This window comes from Pseudomonas sp. GW821-FHT12A04 (assembly GCF_058807755.1).
This window is the reverse complement of sequence record NZ_JBXAQZ010000011.1, coordinates 181,043-197,636: the sequence shown is the minus strand read 5'-3', so window position 1 is coordinate 197,636 and position 16,594 is coordinate 181,043. Positions and strand designations below refer to the sequence as shown.

Annotated in this window: 13 protein-coding genes; 7 read left to right on the top strand and 6 right to left on the bottom strand. The window is 58.9% G+C overall.

All coding sequences use genetic code 11. The features are described 5' to 3' along the window. The first annotated feature begins 12 nt into the window (after nt 1–12). The 4 genes from AC1RS8_RS18570 to AC1RS8_RS18555 all read left to right on the top strand — a co-directional run bounded on the left by AC1RS8_RS18570 (nt 13) and on the right by AC1RS8_RS18555 (nt 5,864). Nucleotides 13–1,377, top strand: coding sequence for a DUF1329 domain-containing protein (locus AC1RS8_RS18570; protein ID WP_057713344.1), 1,365 nt, complete (start codon nt 13–15; stop codon nt 1,375–1,377). 177 nt (nt 1,378–1,554) lie between these two features. After that, nucleotides 1,555–4,293, top strand: coding sequence for a winged helix-turn-helix domain-containing protein (locus AC1RS8_RS18565; protein WP_489339204.1), 2,739 nt, complete (start codon nt 1,555–1,557; stop codon nt 4,291–4,293). Nucleotides 4,294–4,383: 90 nt separating this feature from the next. Further along, a complete protein-coding gene (locus AC1RS8_RS18560; RefSeq protein ID WP_493163260.1) occupies nt 4,384–5,025 on the top strand; it encodes an MBL fold metallo-hydrolase in 642 nt (213 codons plus the stop codon). A gap of 104 nt (nt 5,026–5,129) precedes the next feature. Next, entirely contained in the window at nt 5,130–5,864 is a 735-nt protein-coding gene (locus tag AC1RS8_RS18555) for a YiaD family glycine zipper/OmpA-like lipoprotein (RefSeq protein WP_057713347.1), read from the top strand. A 274-nt stretch (nt 5,865–6,138) separates the two neighbouring features. On the opposite strand, the gene AC1RS8_RS18550 is transcribed toward AC1RS8_RS18555, so the two are convergent. Beyond that, entirely contained in the window at nt 6,139–6,573 is a 435-nt protein-coding gene (locus AC1RS8_RS18550; RefSeq protein ID WP_008045970.1) for a Z-ring associated ZapG family protein, read from the bottom strand. A 144-nt stretch (nt 6,574–6,717) separates the two neighbouring features. On the opposite strand from AC1RS8_RS18550, the gene AC1RS8_RS18545 reads away from it, so the two are divergent. From AC1RS8_RS18545 to zapE, 3 genes are all read left to right on the top strand, one after another. Next, on the top strand, nt 6,718–7,347 hold the full coding sequence (locus AC1RS8_RS18545) for an alpha/beta hydrolase (protein WP_057713348.1): 630 nt from the start codon (nt 6,718–6,720) through the stop codon (nt 7,345–7,347). Between the two features lie 24 nt (nt 7,348–7,371). Next, nucleotides 7,372–8,727, top strand: a complete 1,356-nt coding sequence (locus AC1RS8_RS18540) for a tryptophan--tRNA ligase (protein WP_340312917.1) — start codon at nt 7,372–7,374, stop codon at nt 8,725–8,727. Nucleotides 8,728–8,817: 90 nt separating this feature from the next. Then, nucleotides 8,818–9,912 (top strand): cell division protein ZapE, encoded by a 1,095-nt coding sequence (gene zapE / locus AC1RS8_RS18535; RefSeq protein WP_007998226.1) that lies wholly within the window; start codon nt 8,818–8,820, stop codon nt 9,910–9,912. A 90-nt stretch (nt 9,913–10,002) separates the two neighbouring features. Here the strand turns inward: zapE and AC1RS8_RS18530 are convergent, their stop codons facing one another. From AC1RS8_RS18530 to AC1RS8_RS18510, 5 genes are all read right to left on the bottom strand, one after another. Next, complete coding sequence (locus AC1RS8_RS18530) at nt 10,003–10,986, bottom strand: asparaginase (protein WP_489339203.1); 984 nt, start codon at nt 10,984–10,986, stop codon at nt 10,003–10,005. Between the two features lie 77 nt (nt 10,987–11,063). After that, nucleotides 11,064–12,257 (bottom strand): hypothetical protein, encoded by a 1,194-nt coding sequence (locus tag AC1RS8_RS18525; RefSeq protein WP_489339202.1) that lies wholly within the window; start codon nt 12,255–12,257, stop codon nt 11,064–11,066. Between the two features lie 16 nt (nt 12,258–12,273). After that, nucleotides 12,274–13,161, bottom strand: a complete 888-nt coding sequence (locus AC1RS8_RS18520) for a nitrilase family protein (protein WP_407516661.1) — start codon at nt 13,159–13,161, stop codon at nt 12,274–12,276. A gap of 207 nt (nt 13,162–13,368) precedes the next feature. Next, on the bottom strand, nt 13,369–15,315 hold the full coding sequence (locus AC1RS8_RS18515) for a flavin monoamine oxidase family protein (protein ID WP_489339201.1): 1,947 nt from the start codon (nt 15,313–15,315) through the stop codon (nt 13,369–13,371). A 198-nt stretch (nt 15,316–15,513) separates the two neighbouring features. Further along, entirely contained in the window at nt 15,514–16,434 is a 921-nt protein-coding gene (locus AC1RS8_RS18510; RefSeq protein ID WP_174245557.1) for a GlxA family transcriptional regulator, read from the bottom strand. Nucleotides 16,435–16,594 lie beyond the last annotated feature (160 nt).

Genomic DNA, 16,594 nt, shown 5'->3' with positions numbered 1-16,594 from the left:
ACGAACGAACATATGAAAATAACAAAGAGTCTGTTCCACGCCGGTGTTCTGGGGCTTTCGCTGCTGGCGACCAGTGTCATCGCAGCGGTTCCCCAGGCCGAGGCCGACAAGCTGGGCAAGAGCCTGACCCCGATGGGCGCCGAAATGGCGGGTAACGCCGACGGTTCGATTCCGACCTGGAAACCGTTGCCGAAGAACGCCGGAGCGGTCGACAGCAAGGGCTTCCTGTCCGATCCGTACCCGGGTGAAAAACCGCTGTTCACCATCACGGCGCAGAACGTCGACCAGTACAAGGAAAAGCTTGCCCCGGGCCAGTACGCGATGTTCAAGCGCTACCCGGAAACCTTCAAGATGCCGGTCTATCCGTCCCACCGCGGTGCCACCGTGCCGGATGAGGTGTTCGCCTCCATCAAGAAGAACGCCACCAACACCAAGCTGGTGTCCGGCGGCAACGGCCTGGAGAACTTTGAAACCGCCATTCCGTTCCCGATCCCGAAAAGCGGCGTTGAAGTCATCTGGAACCACATCACCCGCTATCGCGGGGGCAGCGTGACCCGCCTGGTAACCCAGGCCACGCCACAGCCGAACGGCTCGTTCAGCCTGGTGTACTTCCAGGACCAGTTCGTGTTCCGCGACAAGATGAAGGACTACGATCCGGCGAACCCGGGCAACATCCTGTTCTACTTCAAGCAGAAAGTGACCGCGCCGGCGCGTCTGGCCGGTGGTGTACTGCTGGTTCACGAAACCCTCGACCAGGTCAAGGAGCCGCGCTCGGCATGGGTCTACAACGCCGGCCAGCGTCGTGTGCGCCGTGCGCCGCAAGTGTCCTATGACGGCCCGGGTACCGCAGCCGATGGCCTGCGTACGTCCGACAACCTGGACATGTACAACGGTGCACCGGATCGTTACGACTGGAAGCTCGAAGGCAAGAAAGAGATGTACATCGCCTCCGATGCCTACAAGCTCGACGATCCGAAGCTCAAGTACACCGACATCATCAAGGCCGGTCACATCAACCAGGACCTGGCTCGTTACGAGTTGCGTCGTGTGTGGCATGTAGTTGCCACCCTGAAGGAAGGTCAGCGTCACATCTACGCCAAGCGTGACTTCTACATTGACGAAGACACCTGGCAGGCAGCGGTCATCGACCATTACGACGGTCGCGGTCAACTGTGGCGCGTCGCCGAGGCCCATGCCGAGAACTACTACGACAAGCAAGTGCCGTGGTATGCCCTTGAAACCCTGTACGACCTGCAATCGGGTCGTTACCTGGCGCTGGGCATGAAGAACGAAGAGAAGTCGGCTTATGACTTCGGCTTCACTGCCACCACCAGCGACTTCACCCCGGCCGCCTTGCGTCAGGATGGTGTTCGCTAAAGTGAACTGAGTAGAGGCCGCACCCTCTGAAAACGCCCCGACTGGTTCGGGGCGTTTTTTTTTTGCTTGTAGACTTTTTGTAGCCATTTGTAGCAATTACCTTCATTCCCTATCCGTTTACGGCTAGTCTGCGGACATCTGCAACGCCGCCACCCGCAATTCAAACAAGAGCCGGCTATGACTGATTTGTCTACATCCCCAGGTTCTGCAAACGTTGCTGTCGCGACACTCGACGGGCGCTTCTTCCGCCCGCCGTTGCCCGACGGCCATGTGCTGCGTCCACGTTTGTGCGAGCGCCTGAGTGCCGGGCTCGGTGGCAGGTTATTGCTGGTCAGCGCACCGGCAGGGTTCGGCAAGAGTTCGTTGGCGGTGGAGTTTTGTCAGGGGTTGCCGGCGCACTGGCAAAGTCTCTGGCTGGGGTTGAGCCCACGAGACAGTGACCCGGGACGTTTTCTCGAACGCCTGCTGGAAGGCCTCCAGGACTACTTCCCGCACCTGGGCAGGCAATCGCTCGGGCTGTTGAAAATGCGCCAGCGCCATCAGCCTTTCGCATTCGAAGAATGGCTGGATGGCCTGCTCGACGAATTGGCCGAGCACTTGTCCACCGCGATGCCATTGCTGCTGGTGCTGGATGATTACCATCTGGCCCAGGGGCCGGTACTGGACCGTTGCCTGCAATTTTTCCTCAATCATCTCCCTGATGGCTTGCTGGTGATGGTCACCAGTCGCCAACGTCCCGACTGGCATCTGGCGCGGCTGCGGCTGTCGCGACAACTGCTTGAATTGCATGAACAGGATCTGCGCCTGACCCACGACGAGGCCTTGAGCCTGCTCGACCGGCACAGCAGTTCCTTGCGCGGTGAAGCACTGGAAAACCTGATCCAGCGCAGCGAAGGTTGGGTCGCGGGGTTGCGTTTCTGGCTGCTGGCCGCCTCGGAGGCGGGTACCGATGGCGCGCTGCCGCAATCGTTGCACGGCGGGGAAGGGCTGATCCGCGATTACCTGCTCGAAGAGGTCATCGATTGCCTGCCCGCCGAGGTCCAGTCGTTCCTCTACGACACGGCGCCCCAGGAGCGTTTTTGCAGCGAACTGTGCGATGCCGTTCGCGACGCCCATGACAGCGGCGAAATCCTGCGCTTCCTGCTCGCCCACCAGGTGTTCCTGGTGCCGCTGGACGAGCACGGCCACTGGTATCGTTACCATCACCTGTTTTCCGATCTGTTGCGCACGCGCCCGACTTCCCAGTCGATGGTGCCGGCCGCCAGCCTGCACCTGCGTGCCTGCCGCTGGTTCAATGCCCAGGGACTGCTCGATGAGGCCGTGGAGCAGGCCTTGCGCGCCGGTCACCTGGACGTCGCGGCGAACCTGGTGCAGAACCTCTCCGAAGAGCAACTGCTGGCCGAGCAGAATGTCGGCATGTTGCTGCGCTGGAAAATGGACTTGCCTGACAGCTTGCTGATCAGCACGCCGCGGCTGATCGTGCTCTATAGCTGGGCGTTGGGGATGGCTTGCCAACTGGATGCCGCCGAAGAGCTGGCCAGCCATTTGAGCCGTTTCCTGCCTGCTCCGTCGGCCACCGCACAGAAGTCGATGCTCGCTCAATGGCTGGCGTTGAGCGGCATCATTGCCCGTGGACGCGGCAACCGCGAACTGACGCTGCGGTACTGCCGCGAAGCGTTGGAAAGTCTTCCGTGCAAGCGTTACGGCCAGCGCCTGATGTGCCTTTCGACCCTGTCCAACCTCGCCATTGCCGACGGCGATTTGTGGCGGGCACGGGGATTGAACCGCGAATCGCTGGAGTTGGCGCAACGGGTCGGCAACCCCTTGTTCGAAGCACTGGCGCACTACGATCGCGCCCGGGTGTTGCAAGCACGCGGGGAAATCTGTCGGGCGCTGGAAGAGGTCCGTCAGGGAATGCAGCGCCTGCAGAGCTTGCCTGCGCAACGGCTATACGCGGTTCGCGCTCGGCTGACCTTGTACGAAGGCTTTTTGCTGGCCCTGCGCATGCAGCCGCAATTGGCGCGGGTGCGATTGCAGGCCGGTTTGAGCGAGGCGCGCGCCTGCCGTGACATCAGCGTGCTGATCGGCCACTGCGTGATTGCCAGGCTGGAAGGCAGCAGTGGCGAGTTCGCCAAGGCCTTTGCCGAGCTTGCCGAAGCCGAACGGCTCATGCACATCTGGGATGTGCCACCGATCTACTACCTGGCCATGATCACCCTGGTCAAATGTGAACTCTGGCTGGCCCAGGGGCGCACCGATCTGGCCGAAGCCTGGCTGGCGCGCCTGGGACAGACCTATAACGGCGAAAACGCGGCGGCACCACCGGAGTTCCACCCGCAATTGCCGCTGCATATCGAATTGCAGCAAGCCTTGCTCGACGTCATCCAGGGCCAACCGATGCTGGCCGAAGGGCGTTTGAATGCACTGCTCGAACATGGCCAGCAAAGCGGTCGGCAGATGCTCAGCGCCATGGCGCTGACCCAGAAAGTGGCGTTGTTGCTGGGTAGCGGACGGGAACCGGAAGCACGCAAGGCACTGGCCCAGGCGCTGGACGCCGCCGGCGGAGGGGTGCTGCAACCCTTCGAGGGCTTGCTGGCCGAGCACCCGGACTGGCTGCGTGGGCAGCTTCAAAGCTGTCCGCCAACCCCCGTTTCCCTGAGCCTCAGTGAAAAACTGCCGGCATTGGCTGCCCGTCCCGGGCTGGAGTCCTGTGCAGCCGCGGAGCAACTCAGCGCCCGGGAAATGGCGGTCCTGCGATTGATCGCCCAGGGCTGTTCGAACCAGGAAATCAGCGATCAGCTGTTTATTTCCCTGCACACGGTCAAGACCCACGCCAGCCATATCAATAGCAAACTCGGGGTCGAGCGGCGTACGCAGGCGGTGGCGCGAGCCAAGGAATTGGGGGTGCTGGGTTAAGGATTTTTCACGTTACACATCGCGGCCATTGGCTGGATACTCAATTGTGAGAAAATCACTCATCCCCCGTTTATCGAGCAGGCCCCGCCGATGTCCCAGCAACCCACCCTCATTCGCGAAACCTTCCCCGTCGGCCCGTTGCAGTGCAACTGCACGATCATCGGCGATCCGGTAACGAAAAAGGCCATCGTCGTCGATCCAGGTGGCAATCATGAGCTGATCCTGGCGCGTCTCGACGCCCTGGGGCTGAAAGTGGTCAGCATCATTCACACCCACGCCCACCTCGATCATTTCCTGGCTTCCGGTCAACTCAAGGAGAAAACCGGCGCGACGCTGCATCTGCACAAGGAAGACCAGTTTCTCTGGGACAACCTGGAAATGCAGTGCCAGATGTTCGGCGTTCCTTATACCCCGGTGCCGTCCCCGGATCGCTGGCTGGCCGATGATGAAGAACTGGTCTGCGGCTGCGGCGTGGCGCTGCACACGCCAGGTCATACGCCGGGCTCCATGAGCTTCTGGTTTTCCGAGGCCAAGCTGCTGATTGCCGGAGATACCCTGTTTCGTCGCGGCGTCGGACGCACGGATTTGTGGGGTGGCGACCAGGCGACCATCGTGCGCTCGATCAAGCAGCGGCTGTACACCCTCGACGAAGACGCAACCGTGGTGACCGGGCATGGTCCGGACACCCGTCTGGGCGATGAAATGCGCGAAAACCCGTTTGTTCGGGGCTGATTTGTAACATTCGGAATTTTTACCCGTTAACATGATCCAACGCCCGCAAAGGCTGATGCCTTGGTCCGTTGCACCACAGAATGCAAAAAAAGTAGGAGCTTTACATGTTCACCATGCGTCGTTTGATGATTGTCGCTACTGCCGTGGCCGTACTGTCCGGCTGTGCCTCGCCCAACCCTTATGACGGTCAGCCGCAGGGTCAGGCGGATGGCAGCTCCCAAGGCATGAGCAAAACCGCGAAATACGGTGGCCTCGGCGCTCTGGCCGGTGCGCTGGCCGGTGCTGCGATCAACCACGATAACCGTGGCAAGGGCGCACTGATCGGTGCTGCGGTGGTCGGTGCTTCCGCCGCCGGTTACGGTTACTACGCCGATCAGCAAGAGAAAAAGCTGCGCGCCAGCATGGCCAACACCGGTGTTGAAGTGCAACGCCAGGGCGACCAGATCAAGCTGATCATGCCGGGCAACATCACGTTCGCTACCGATTCGGCGAACATTGCCCCAAGCTTCTATCAGCCGCTGAACAACCTGGCGGGCTCGCTCAAAGAGTTCAACCAGAACCAGATCGAGATCGTCGGCTATACCGACAGCACCGGCAGCCGCCAGCACAACATGGACCTGTCCCAGCGTCGCGCCCAGAGCGTGGCAACCTACCTGACCTCGCAAGGTGTCAGCGGTGCCAATCTGAGCGCCCGTGGCGCCGGTCCGGATAGCCCGGTTGCCAGCAACGGCGACGCCAATGGCCGGGCGCAGAACCGCCGTGTAGAGGTCAACCTCAAGGCGATTCCGGGCCAGCAGTATGGTGGTCAGCAGCAAGGTCAGGTTCAGCAGTACCCTTGATCGTCTGATTGAACCCCAGGCGTAGAAAAGCCCGCTCGATCTTCTACGGATCGGGCGGGCTTTTTTTTGTCGTCAGTTCCGGCCCCTTCGCGGGCAAGCCCGTTCCTACAGGTCATGTGTTGGATGCAGATTTTGTGTACGACATCGACCATTGTGGGAGCAGGCTTGCCCGCGAAGAGGCCAGACCAGGCAGCAGAAATCTGGAACAGACAGAAACAAAAAAGCCCCCGGACCAGTGAAAGTCCGGGGGCTTTTTGTATGGCGCGAAAGCTGATTACTTCTTCAGGCCATAATGCTCATCGAGCATGCCCGGCGAGTTCGGGGCTTTCGGTGCGTAATCGCGAGGCGGCTCCTGATCGCGCGGTGGCGTCAGGCGTTCACGGGGTGCCTGCGCCGCGTCGGCGTGCAGGGAAGCCAGCAGGCGTTGGCGAGTCTGTTCGTCCAGGGCCAGGCGGTTGGCGCCCTCGGCGAGATGGTCCTGCACTTCCTGATAGCTCTGAGTCAGTTTCTTGACCAGTGTCGCGGTGCTGTTGAAGTGGGTCACCACCTCGTTCTGATAACTGTCGAAACGTTCCTGAATATCGTCCAGCTGACGCTGCGTGCGGCTGGGCGCGGCGTTCGGTGCAACGCGAGCGATCAGGAACCCAATGGCGACACCCACAACCAGGGCAAGAGTCGGTAACAACCAAACTAAGAGCGAGTGTTCCACGAGTCCTTCCTCTATAAACGGCTTTGCTTTACGTTAACGGCTCGAACCTGCGCTGTATACCGCGATTCACTCGCAATAGACAGCCACAGACAATTTGCTAGACGAGTCGACCTGATTCGAGGTCACGGAGTTCCTTCCTTGCTTATGCGTGAAACCCCTGTAGTGATTGATGGCCCGGTGGGTCAACTGGAAGCACTGTACCTGGACAACGAGCAGGCGCGTGGCCTGGCGCTGATCTGCCATCCGAACCCGGTACAGGGCGGCACCATGCTCAACAAAGTGGTCTCGACCCTGCAGCGCACCGCGCGTGATGCCGGTTTGATTACTTTGCGTTTCAACTACCGCGGGGTGGGTGCCAGTGAGGGTACACATGATATGGGCACCGGCGAAGTCGATGATGCCCAGGCTGTGGCCGAATGGTTTCGCGCCAGGCACCCACAATTGCCACTGACCCTGTTCGGTTTCTCCTTCGGTGGATTTGTTGCAGCAAGTCTTGGCGGACGTCTGGAAGCGAAGGGCGAACCGCTCAAACATCTATTCATGGTCGCACCGGCGGTCATGCGCCTGAGCGCTCAGGACTCACTGCCACAGCAGGGCGAACTGACCCTGATCCAGCCGGAAACCGACGAAGTGATCGATCCGCAGCTGGTTTACCAATGGTCCGACACGCTTGAACGTCCCCATGAGCTGCTGAAAGTGGCAGAATGCGGACACTTTTTTCATGGCAAGCTGACCGATCTCAAGGATCTGATCCTGCCGCGTCTCTCGAATTGATTGCAGTCTGACAAGCGATTACCCATGACGACTCGTACCCGTATCCTCACCGGCATCACCACCACCGGCACGCCGCACCTGGGCAACTACGCTGGTGCCATCCGCCCGGCGATCCTGGCCAGCCGTGACAGCAATGCCGACTCGTTCTACTTTTTGGCGGACTACCACGCCCTGATCAAGTGCGATGACCCGCTGCGCATCCAGCGCTCGCGTCTGGAAATCGCTGCGACCTGGCTGGCCGGTGGCCTGAATGTCGACCGCGTGACCTTCTACCGCCAGTCCGACATCCCGGAAATCCCCGAACTGACCTGGCTGCTGACCTGCGTCGCCGCCAAGGGCCTGCTCAACCGCGCCCACGCCTACAAGGCTTCGGTGGACAAGAACGTCGAGACCGGCGAGGACCCGGATGCAGGCATCACCATGGGCCTTTACAGCTACCCGGTGCTGATGGCCGCGGACATCCTGATGTTCAATGCGCACAAGGTGCCGGTCGGTCGTGACCAGATCCAGCACGTGGAAATGGCGCGGGACATCGGCCAGCGCTTCAACCATCTTTTTGGCCAGGGCAAAGAGTTCTTCACCATGCCCGAGGCTTTGATCGAAGAGAGCGTCGCCACGTTGCCAGGCCTGGATGGTCGCAAGATGTCGAAGAGCTACGACAACACCATCCCGCTGTTCAGCAGTGCCAAAGAGATGAAGGACGCGATTTCGCGGATCGTCACCGACTCCCGCGCACCGGGCGAAGCCAAGGATCCGGACAACTCGCACCTGTTCACCCTGTTCCAGGCGTTTGCCACCCCGGCGCAAGCCGACGAGTTCCGCAGCGAACTGTTGCAGGGCCTGGGTTGGGGCGAGGCGAAGAATCGTCTGTTCCAGTTGCTCGACAACGAACTGGGCGAATCCCGCGAGCGTTATAACCAGCTGATCGAGCGCCCGGCGGATCTGGAAGACATCTTGCAGCACGGCGCGAAAAAAGCCCGTGCGGTAGCGACACCCTTCCTCTACGAACTGCGTGAAGCGGTGGGCCTGCGCTCCTTCGTTGCCCAGACTCAAGTGGCGGCGACCACCAAGAAGAAAGCCGTGAAGGCTGCACGTTTTGTCAGCTTCCGTGAAGACGACGGCAGTTTCCGCTTCCGTCTGCTGGCGGCAGATGGCGAACAACTGCTGCTGTCGCGCAACTTCGCCGATGGTAAAACCGCCGGGCAGGTGACCAAGCAACTGCAAGCGGGCCAGGCATTGGACGTGCGCAGTGAAGACCTGGGGTTCAGCGTCTGGCTGGAAGGCGAGTGCGTTGCCGACAGCCCGGCATTTGCCGACAGCGTCGCCCGTGACGCTGCCATCGAAGCCTTGCGCATTGCCCTGACGCCGGTTCAGGAATAAACAACGGTTCGGCCCGACCAAGGGCCGATTGCCATTCCTCGGGGTCGTCGCTACAGTGTCGGCCCGTTTTTGTTGCCTTGCTAACGAATTATGACGCCCCTAGAACGATATCAAGCTGATCTGAAACGCCCGGAATTCTTCCATGACGCCGCGCAGGAAACTGCCGTGCGTCATTTGCAGCGCCTGTACGACGACCTGGTCGCGGCCGAGCAAAACAAGCCGGGCCTGCTGGGCAAGTTGTTTGGCAAGAAGGATCAGACCCCGGTCAAGGGCCTGTATTTCTGGGGCGGCGTAGGTCGCGGCAAGACTTACCTGGTGGACACCTTCTTCGAAGCGCTGCCCTTCAAGGAAAAGTCCCGCACCCACTTCCACCGCTTCATGAAGCGCGTGCACGAAGAGATGAAAACCCTGGGCGGCGAGAAAAACCCGCTGACCATCATCGCCAAGCGCTTCGCCACCGAAGCCCGGGTCATCTGCTTCGATGAATTCTTCGTTTCCGACATCACCGACGCCATGATCCTTGGCACCCTGATGGAAGAACTGTTCAAGAACGGCGTAACCCTGGTTGCGACTTCGAACATCGTGCCGGATGGCCTGTACAAAGACGGCCTGCAACGCGCGCGCTTCCTGCCGGCCATTGCGCTGATCAAGCAGAATACCGAGATCGTCAATGTCGACAGCGGCGTCGACTATCGTCTGCGTCACCTCGAACAGGCCGAGCTGTTCCACTATCCACTCGACGAAGCCGCCAACGAAAGCCTGCGCAAGAGCTTCCGTGCACTGACACCGGAATGCACGGCAGCGGTCGAAAATGACGTGCTGATGATCGAAAACCGCGAAATCCGTGCCCTGCGCACCTGCGATGACGTGGCCTGGTTCAACTTCCGTGAACTGTGCGACGGCCCGCGCAGCCAGAACGATTACATCGAGCTGGGCAAGATCTTCCACGCCGTGCTGCTCAGCGATGTCGAGCAGATGAGCGTCACCACCGACGACATCGCCCGACGCTTCATCAACATGGTCGACGAGTTCTACGACCGTAACGTGAAGCTGATCATTTCTGCTGAAGTCGAGCTAAAGGATCTCTACACCGGCGGGCGCTTGAATTTCGAATTCCAGCGTACCCTCAGCCGACTGCTGGAAATGCAATCCCACGAATTCCTGTCCAGGGCGCACAAGCCGTAAGACAGTTCGGAAAATGAAAGAGGCCTGCAAATGCAGGCCTTTTTTGTCAGCGCAAATCCTCTGCCCACGGGTTTGTACATTGTTTTGAAGTCAAATGTCTTCGTTGAGATACTGCGCAAGCTCGTGTTGCCGTTGGCAACCAAGCAGCAGCCAAAGCAGAATTCTGGCTTTTCGCGGACATAGAAAGCCCGCCATCGACGCCCCCTTGCGGATCAAGTCCATTTCACCACCACCAAAACCGTAAGATGCACGTGCGGTGGAGCCGGAGCCTGTTCGGGTCGCAATGATCACGGGGATTCGTTCGGCAATATGCTCAATCATTGTCGCCCAGCGCTGCGAGATGTGGCCGGCGCCGAAACCGCCGATCACCAGTCCGTCGTAATCGAGTGCGAGAATATTCTCCAGTAGCAGGGTGTCGGCCGAAAGTGAGGCCTCAAGCAGCGCAACCTTCTGTGTGGTCTGTTGCGGCAAAGGCAACACCGTGCGCGGCCCCGGCGGGCGCAGGTAGCGAACACGGTCTTCCACCAGCAGGCCTGCGGGCCCCACGACCGGAGAGGAAAACGCCTGCAATGCCAGCGAATCGGTTTTGCGTACGCTGCACGCTTGATGAATCTGTCCGTTCATCACGACCTGGACACCGCGCTGCCGGCTGTTCTGCGCCAGGGCAACGCGACATGCATCCAGCAGATTGGCCGGTCCATCGGCACCTGGCTGTGCTGCGGAACGCATGGCACCGGTCAGCACCAAGGGGGTGTCGTAGGGCCACAGGTAATCCAGAAACGCCGCGGTTTCTTCGAGGGTGTCAGTGCCCTGGGTCATCACGACCCCAACGGCGCCCTGTTTGACCTGAAACTCAGCCCAGGACAATACGTTCAGCAAAAACTCGAAATCCAGGGACGCACTGGGCAGCAGGCTGAGGGTCTCGACGGTGACTCCGGCCAGCGTCGTCAGTTCCGGTATGGAAGTCAGCAGGGCTTCGCCGCTGACGGTCGGGATGACGCCTTCACCGGCATTGCTCGCTTGCATGCTTACCGTGCCGCCAAGTGCCGCGATGGACAGTTTGGGCAGGTCCATGGGATACCTCGCTTGTTTGTAATGAAAAGTGGCTGTATCCGCTTTTGAGGCCGCGATACAGCCGAATGGCTGGGACATCAGTCAGCGATCAGAAAGCCGATCAGCGGCACGATCAGCAGTGTGCTGATGGCCATCGACAGTACATTGGCGATGTAGGCGTGCATGTCGGCCGGTAATTTCCTGGCAATCACACAGGCCAGCGGTGGTGCGAGCAATGCCCCCAGCAGTGCACTTGAGACGATAATCTGCCAGCTGCCGCCATAGGCCAGGATCGCCGCGGGCACCACTGAAACCAGCGGGATGTAAGTGGGATACCAGCCGCGCAACATCCATTGTCGACGCCAGATCAGCACGCCGATGGCCGAGGCCAATGCCTGCGCACCGATGATGTGCAGCAACAGGCCCGATCCGTACGCGGGGCTTGAAGGGTTCAAGCTGTACGCCAGCAATGCCCCCAGTATCAGGCCAAGGCTGGCCAGCTCATTGCCGAAGAACGGTGCTTCGGAAAAGTCTGCCAGAATCCGGCGCAGGCTCCAGATGACGCCATAGTCGGGCGCCTTGGCGGTGGCAATCGAGGCGGGTGGCGTTTCCGATGACCTGGATTTCACCAGGTTCGGCCAATAGCGGCAGAACAGAAACGCCAGGACACTGGCAACCGCCATGCCCAGCACATTGCCAATCACCGCAGGCAAGGCCAGCGGTTGGCACACGTAGTTGACGATCAGCAGGCACATCGGTGTGACGAGTACGGCGCCCATGAGTGCGCCGTTGATCGTGACCTTCCAGCCTCCGCCAAACATCAGCACCATCGCCGCTGGCAACGAGACGAATGCTACGAATGTGGGTTGCCAGGTTGTGGCTGTCACCGTCCAGCCCCACAGCAGATTGCTCAGCAGCAGCCCGAGCAATGAACTGGTGACCAGCCAGGGCCAAAGTCCCGTTCCATAGGAGATGGCAAACCCTTGCCAGGATTTCCCCGTTCGATTCGCCCAGTAAGCCAGATAAGCGCCCGCCAGCAGGCCGATCGAGGCGAACTCGTGCTTGTAGAAAGCCACCTCGCTGATGTCACCTAACACCCAGCGCAACCAGGCGCTTGGTTCGGGTAGCAGCGATACCATGTCGCCGTACCCGGGCCAATGCGCTCCCCAGAAAGTCCGGTTGCTGAAAGAAAGCCACACGATCAGCAGTGTCGCGCCGATAATTAGCAGGACCACGGCTGTATCAATCGGCGATTTGCGCGATGGTTGGTTTTTGTCGGTTGTAACTTCCATGCGATAGGCCTCCTGATCAACGTGGGAGGCAAGGGTGTTGGGTGTAGCCGAGCATCTGATCGTATAGATCGGCTCGGCGATCGCGATGCAGGTCGTTCAGGTTGTTCCAGATGGGCGCACTGCGGGAGCTGGTCAGGTCGACATCGGCAAACAGGATTTCCTGCCTGTCTGCCGAAGCCACGGCACCAATCGGCCAGCCATTGGTTCCGGCAATCAACGAGCAACCCAGGTAGCGCGCACCGCGCTCCTCGCCGATCCGGCTGGCGGCAGCGATAAACACGTTGTTGACGTGAGCCGCGGTCATCGTCAGATAAGACGCCATGCACTTACCGGCATCGTCGAACAGCGGCGGCGGTGTCCAGACCCAGTTGTTCAGGCTGCAAATGATGTCCGCGCCTTGCTGGGCGAGGATCCGTGGCACCTCCGGGAACCAGATGTCCCAGCAGATCAACAGCCCGATGCGGCCGATCGGTGTGTCGAAAACCGGGAAACCCAGGTCGCCGGGGGTGAACCAGAGCTTCTCCATATTCCACAAATGGGCTTTGCGGTACTTGCCGATAAAACCGTCTGGTCCTACCAGAACGCCGGTGTTAAAGAGTCGCATGCCGTCGCGTTCGGCCAGACCGGCCACGAGGTAAACGTTGTGTTCGCGGGCGAAGTCGATCCAGCGCTGCACGCTTGACCCGTCGGGAACCGCTTCTGCATGGGCGAAGGCATCCTGCCGATTGCTGAAGAAATAGCCGGTATTGGAAAGCTCGGGCAGAACGATGAGATTCGCACCGCCGTTTACCGCTTCAAGCGCCAATTCCAGGCTGCGCCGCAGATTACCTACACATTTCTCGATGCCGACTTGTGGATCGAATTGCACGACTGCTACACGAACAGGGCTTGTTGGCTCAGTCATTCCGTCGTTCCTCTTTTAATTGTTTTTCAAGGTGTTAAATGGCGTGCTTATAAGAGGGGAATCAGGAATGGGGCGTAAGTCAGCTACTTCCGTTTAGGTCGTAGTCCTTGTCCGAAAATGGATCAGCGTGATGTTTGATGGCAGTGGGTAGCAGGCACGAGAAGTAGAGCCATGTATTGCGAGCATGGCTCTGGAACGGGGATGTGATCAGGTTTTGAGTTGGTAGTGCGGGTAGTCGCTCAAGGAAAACCCGCCATTGAAGGTTGCGGCAGTTTTGTTGCAGATATGAATCACTGCATCGACAGCGCCGCGAAAACATGGCTCCGTCCAACCGGCGTCGACGGAAAATGACTCGCCGGAAAAATACAAGCCTGAGACATGAGCAAGGTCCCGGTTGTACTTCATCAGGCCGACGGCATCGTAGTAGGTGCCCGGTCGGTAAAGCTTGGCACAGCCCAGAGCATTTTTATCAGTGATCCAGCGCTGAACCACCGCTTGATCAATGCCTATGTAGGGAGAAATTTTCTCCTGGATGTTGGCAGAGTTCATGAGTATGCGATCCAGCTCTTCGGCGCATTTTGATACCAACTCCTTGTCGCTGAATGAGGCGAGCTTGGTTGCGTCATCCTCCCAGGTATAACTCAGCAGGATGCAGTCATAGCTGTAGTTATCGTTGTAGCGGTAGGTATAGACATCGTGGATAAAACTGTCGGTTACGATGGCTTGCGGGATGTTTTTGTTTTTCGAAAGAAATGATTTTTTCAGCGGTGCAAACACTTTGCAGCTAGTTTCCCAGTGCGCGGTTTTGTAGGCGTTAATCGTCTCGAAAGGCAGCATCTCCCGGGTGAAATTTTCGAGCTTGAGTCGAGTTTCAATTAGCCAGGAGGGTAGTGTCATGATGACCGAGTCAAAGTCATCAAATTGCTCCTGGATTTGCTCGGGCTGACTGTGTTTCCAGTTGTAATGGACGCGTATTTTTTGATTGGTCAGCTTTTCCAGTTTTGTGACGGATGAGTCGGTGAGAAGCCCATTGCTTCTTTCGAGGCTATGTTCGTAGATGGACTTTCCGGTTTCGTCGGTTTTCACAAACAGCAGGCATTCGTCCAGCGCGGCGAGGCCGATGTAGCGAGGGCTGTCGAAACTCTGGCCCATTGAGTCAAAAACGGCTTCGCTATTCAGGTAGGGCGAATCCAGTGGATCGCCGTTTGAGTCCACTCGACCATGGATCAGTTGCAATTGGCTGCTGAAACCGAAAATTGCGGTGCGCAGGGGGTAAAGGCAGCAGACGTCGTAAAAAGCTCCCCAGCTACCGTCACCTATACCTATCGCGTAAAAAATAGCGGATTCTTGCGCAGACATTCCCATTCCGCCGAAATCCCCGGGTGAGCGGTCATCCCAAGCTTCCAGTGCTGGCATGCTGACCAGGTCGCGGAACGAGACACTCTCATATTTTTCGACGATGGAAGCCCATATGGCTTCCCATTCCTGGGTCGCATAAAGCTCGGCAACGTGGCGGGTCATGCGATCGGCAAAGGCTTTCCACTTGGAATAAACCTTTTGCAATTCATCGCCGGGAGGTGGTGTGACACCGTCTTCGTTTTTCCATATCAACATTTGCGGCGCCGATCCGCCGCCCATGCTGCCCTCCCGGAGATAGATGCCTGTCGAGCTAACCCATTGGCTACCGGGGTTGGCGAAGTCTGAAAACACCAATTCAAATTGATTGGCGTAGTAAGCCATCAGCGACCGACCTTCTGTCGGTGGTTCATCCGCCCGGTTGAAGAAGGGCATGCGCATGGCGCCCATTTCAAACGGGGTATGGCTTGCTGCCGAGTTTCGGCTACCGGAAACGGTCAGATGCCTGCCGCCGATGCGCCTGGATTGTTCGATGAGAGTGATATGGGTAAAACCGCAGCGATAGAGTTCTCTGGCGGCAGTCAGACCTGTGACGCCGGCGCCGATGATGCAGATTTTATGTTGCGGGTCAGTTGCCCTGGCGATGCCGTTTTCCTGTTCTACCAGTGCACGATAGTCAAAACACAAATCCGGCGGATTGGGGAAGCGAGCCGCCCATTTGTTTTTAGCCGAGCGCTTTGTTCGGGCGGCCTCCTTGGCGATGTATGAAGGGTAGTTGTAGCTTGATCCGATAGTCATGGTTGATCTTCCCTGATGGTGTTTGCAGGGAAGATGTTGGGTCTTTTAAGGGGCTGCGTCTGCGAGCAGGGTTGGTTGCTCTGGCGCTCTGTATTCCGCTTTTTGCGTAGGAAAATGCATAGCGAAAGAGCTGTTTGGCTGGCGCAAGACTCAATGTGGAAGCGAGCAGGCTCGCTCCCATATTCGGTTGGTGTTCGGCTATGCAGCCTGCTGAAACTGCTGCCGATACTGGTTCGGCGACAACTCTGTGTGCTGGCGGAACAGCCGCGCAAAGAAGCTCGCATCGTCATAACCAACCTCGTAGCTGATGGTCTTGATGCTCTTGCGGCTGCCGGACAGCAAGCCCTTGGCGGTTTCGATGCGCAGGCGTTGCAGGTAGTGCAGTGGCTTGTCGCCGGTGGCGGTCTGGAAGCGGCGCATGAAGTTGCGGATGCTCATGCCGTGTTCGCGGGCGACGTCCTCGAAACGGAACTTGTCGGCGAAGTGTTCTTCGAGCCAGTGCTGGATCTGCAGGATGATCACGTCCTGGTGCAGTTTCTGCCCGCCGAATCCAATCCGTCCCGGTGAATAGCTGCGCTGCACTTCATAGAGGATGTCTCGGGCTACGGCCTGGGACACGTTGGCGCCGCAGAAGCGCTCGATCAGGTAAATGTACAGGTCGCATGCCGAGGTGGTGCCGCCGGCGCAGTACAGGTTGTCGGCATCGGTCAGGTGTTTGTCCTGATTGAGCTGGACCTTGGGGAAGCGTTCGGCGAAGGCATTGAAGAAGCGCCAGTAGGTGGTCGCTTCCTTGCCATTGAGCAGCCCGGCTTCGGCCAGCCAGAAAACACCAGTGGCCTCGCCGCACAGTACGGCACCGCGCGCATGTTGCTGGCGCAGCCAAGGCAGGATTTGCGGGTAGCGTTTGCTGAGGTTGTCGAAATCGTCCCAGAACGCGGGAAGAACGATGATGTCGGCGTTTTCCAGTCCGCCATCCACCGGAATCATCACATCGCTGAAAGTGTTGACCGGTTTGCCATCGGGGCTGACCAAGCGGGTTTCGAACGCCGGTGTCAGGCCCTGGCCCAGCTGTTTGCCGTAGCGCAGGCTGGCGAGATGGAAGAAATCCTTGGCTTGCATGAGGGTGGAAGCGAAAACCCGGTCGATGGCCAGGATGCTGACGCGCCGCAGGGGCGTGGAGGCTTGGTTAGACATAATTCAACTTTATTTTTATAGGGGGAAGTGGTCACCAGACGGCTGGATCGTCTTATTTTTTGTCGGATGTGTCCAGTGTCCTGTA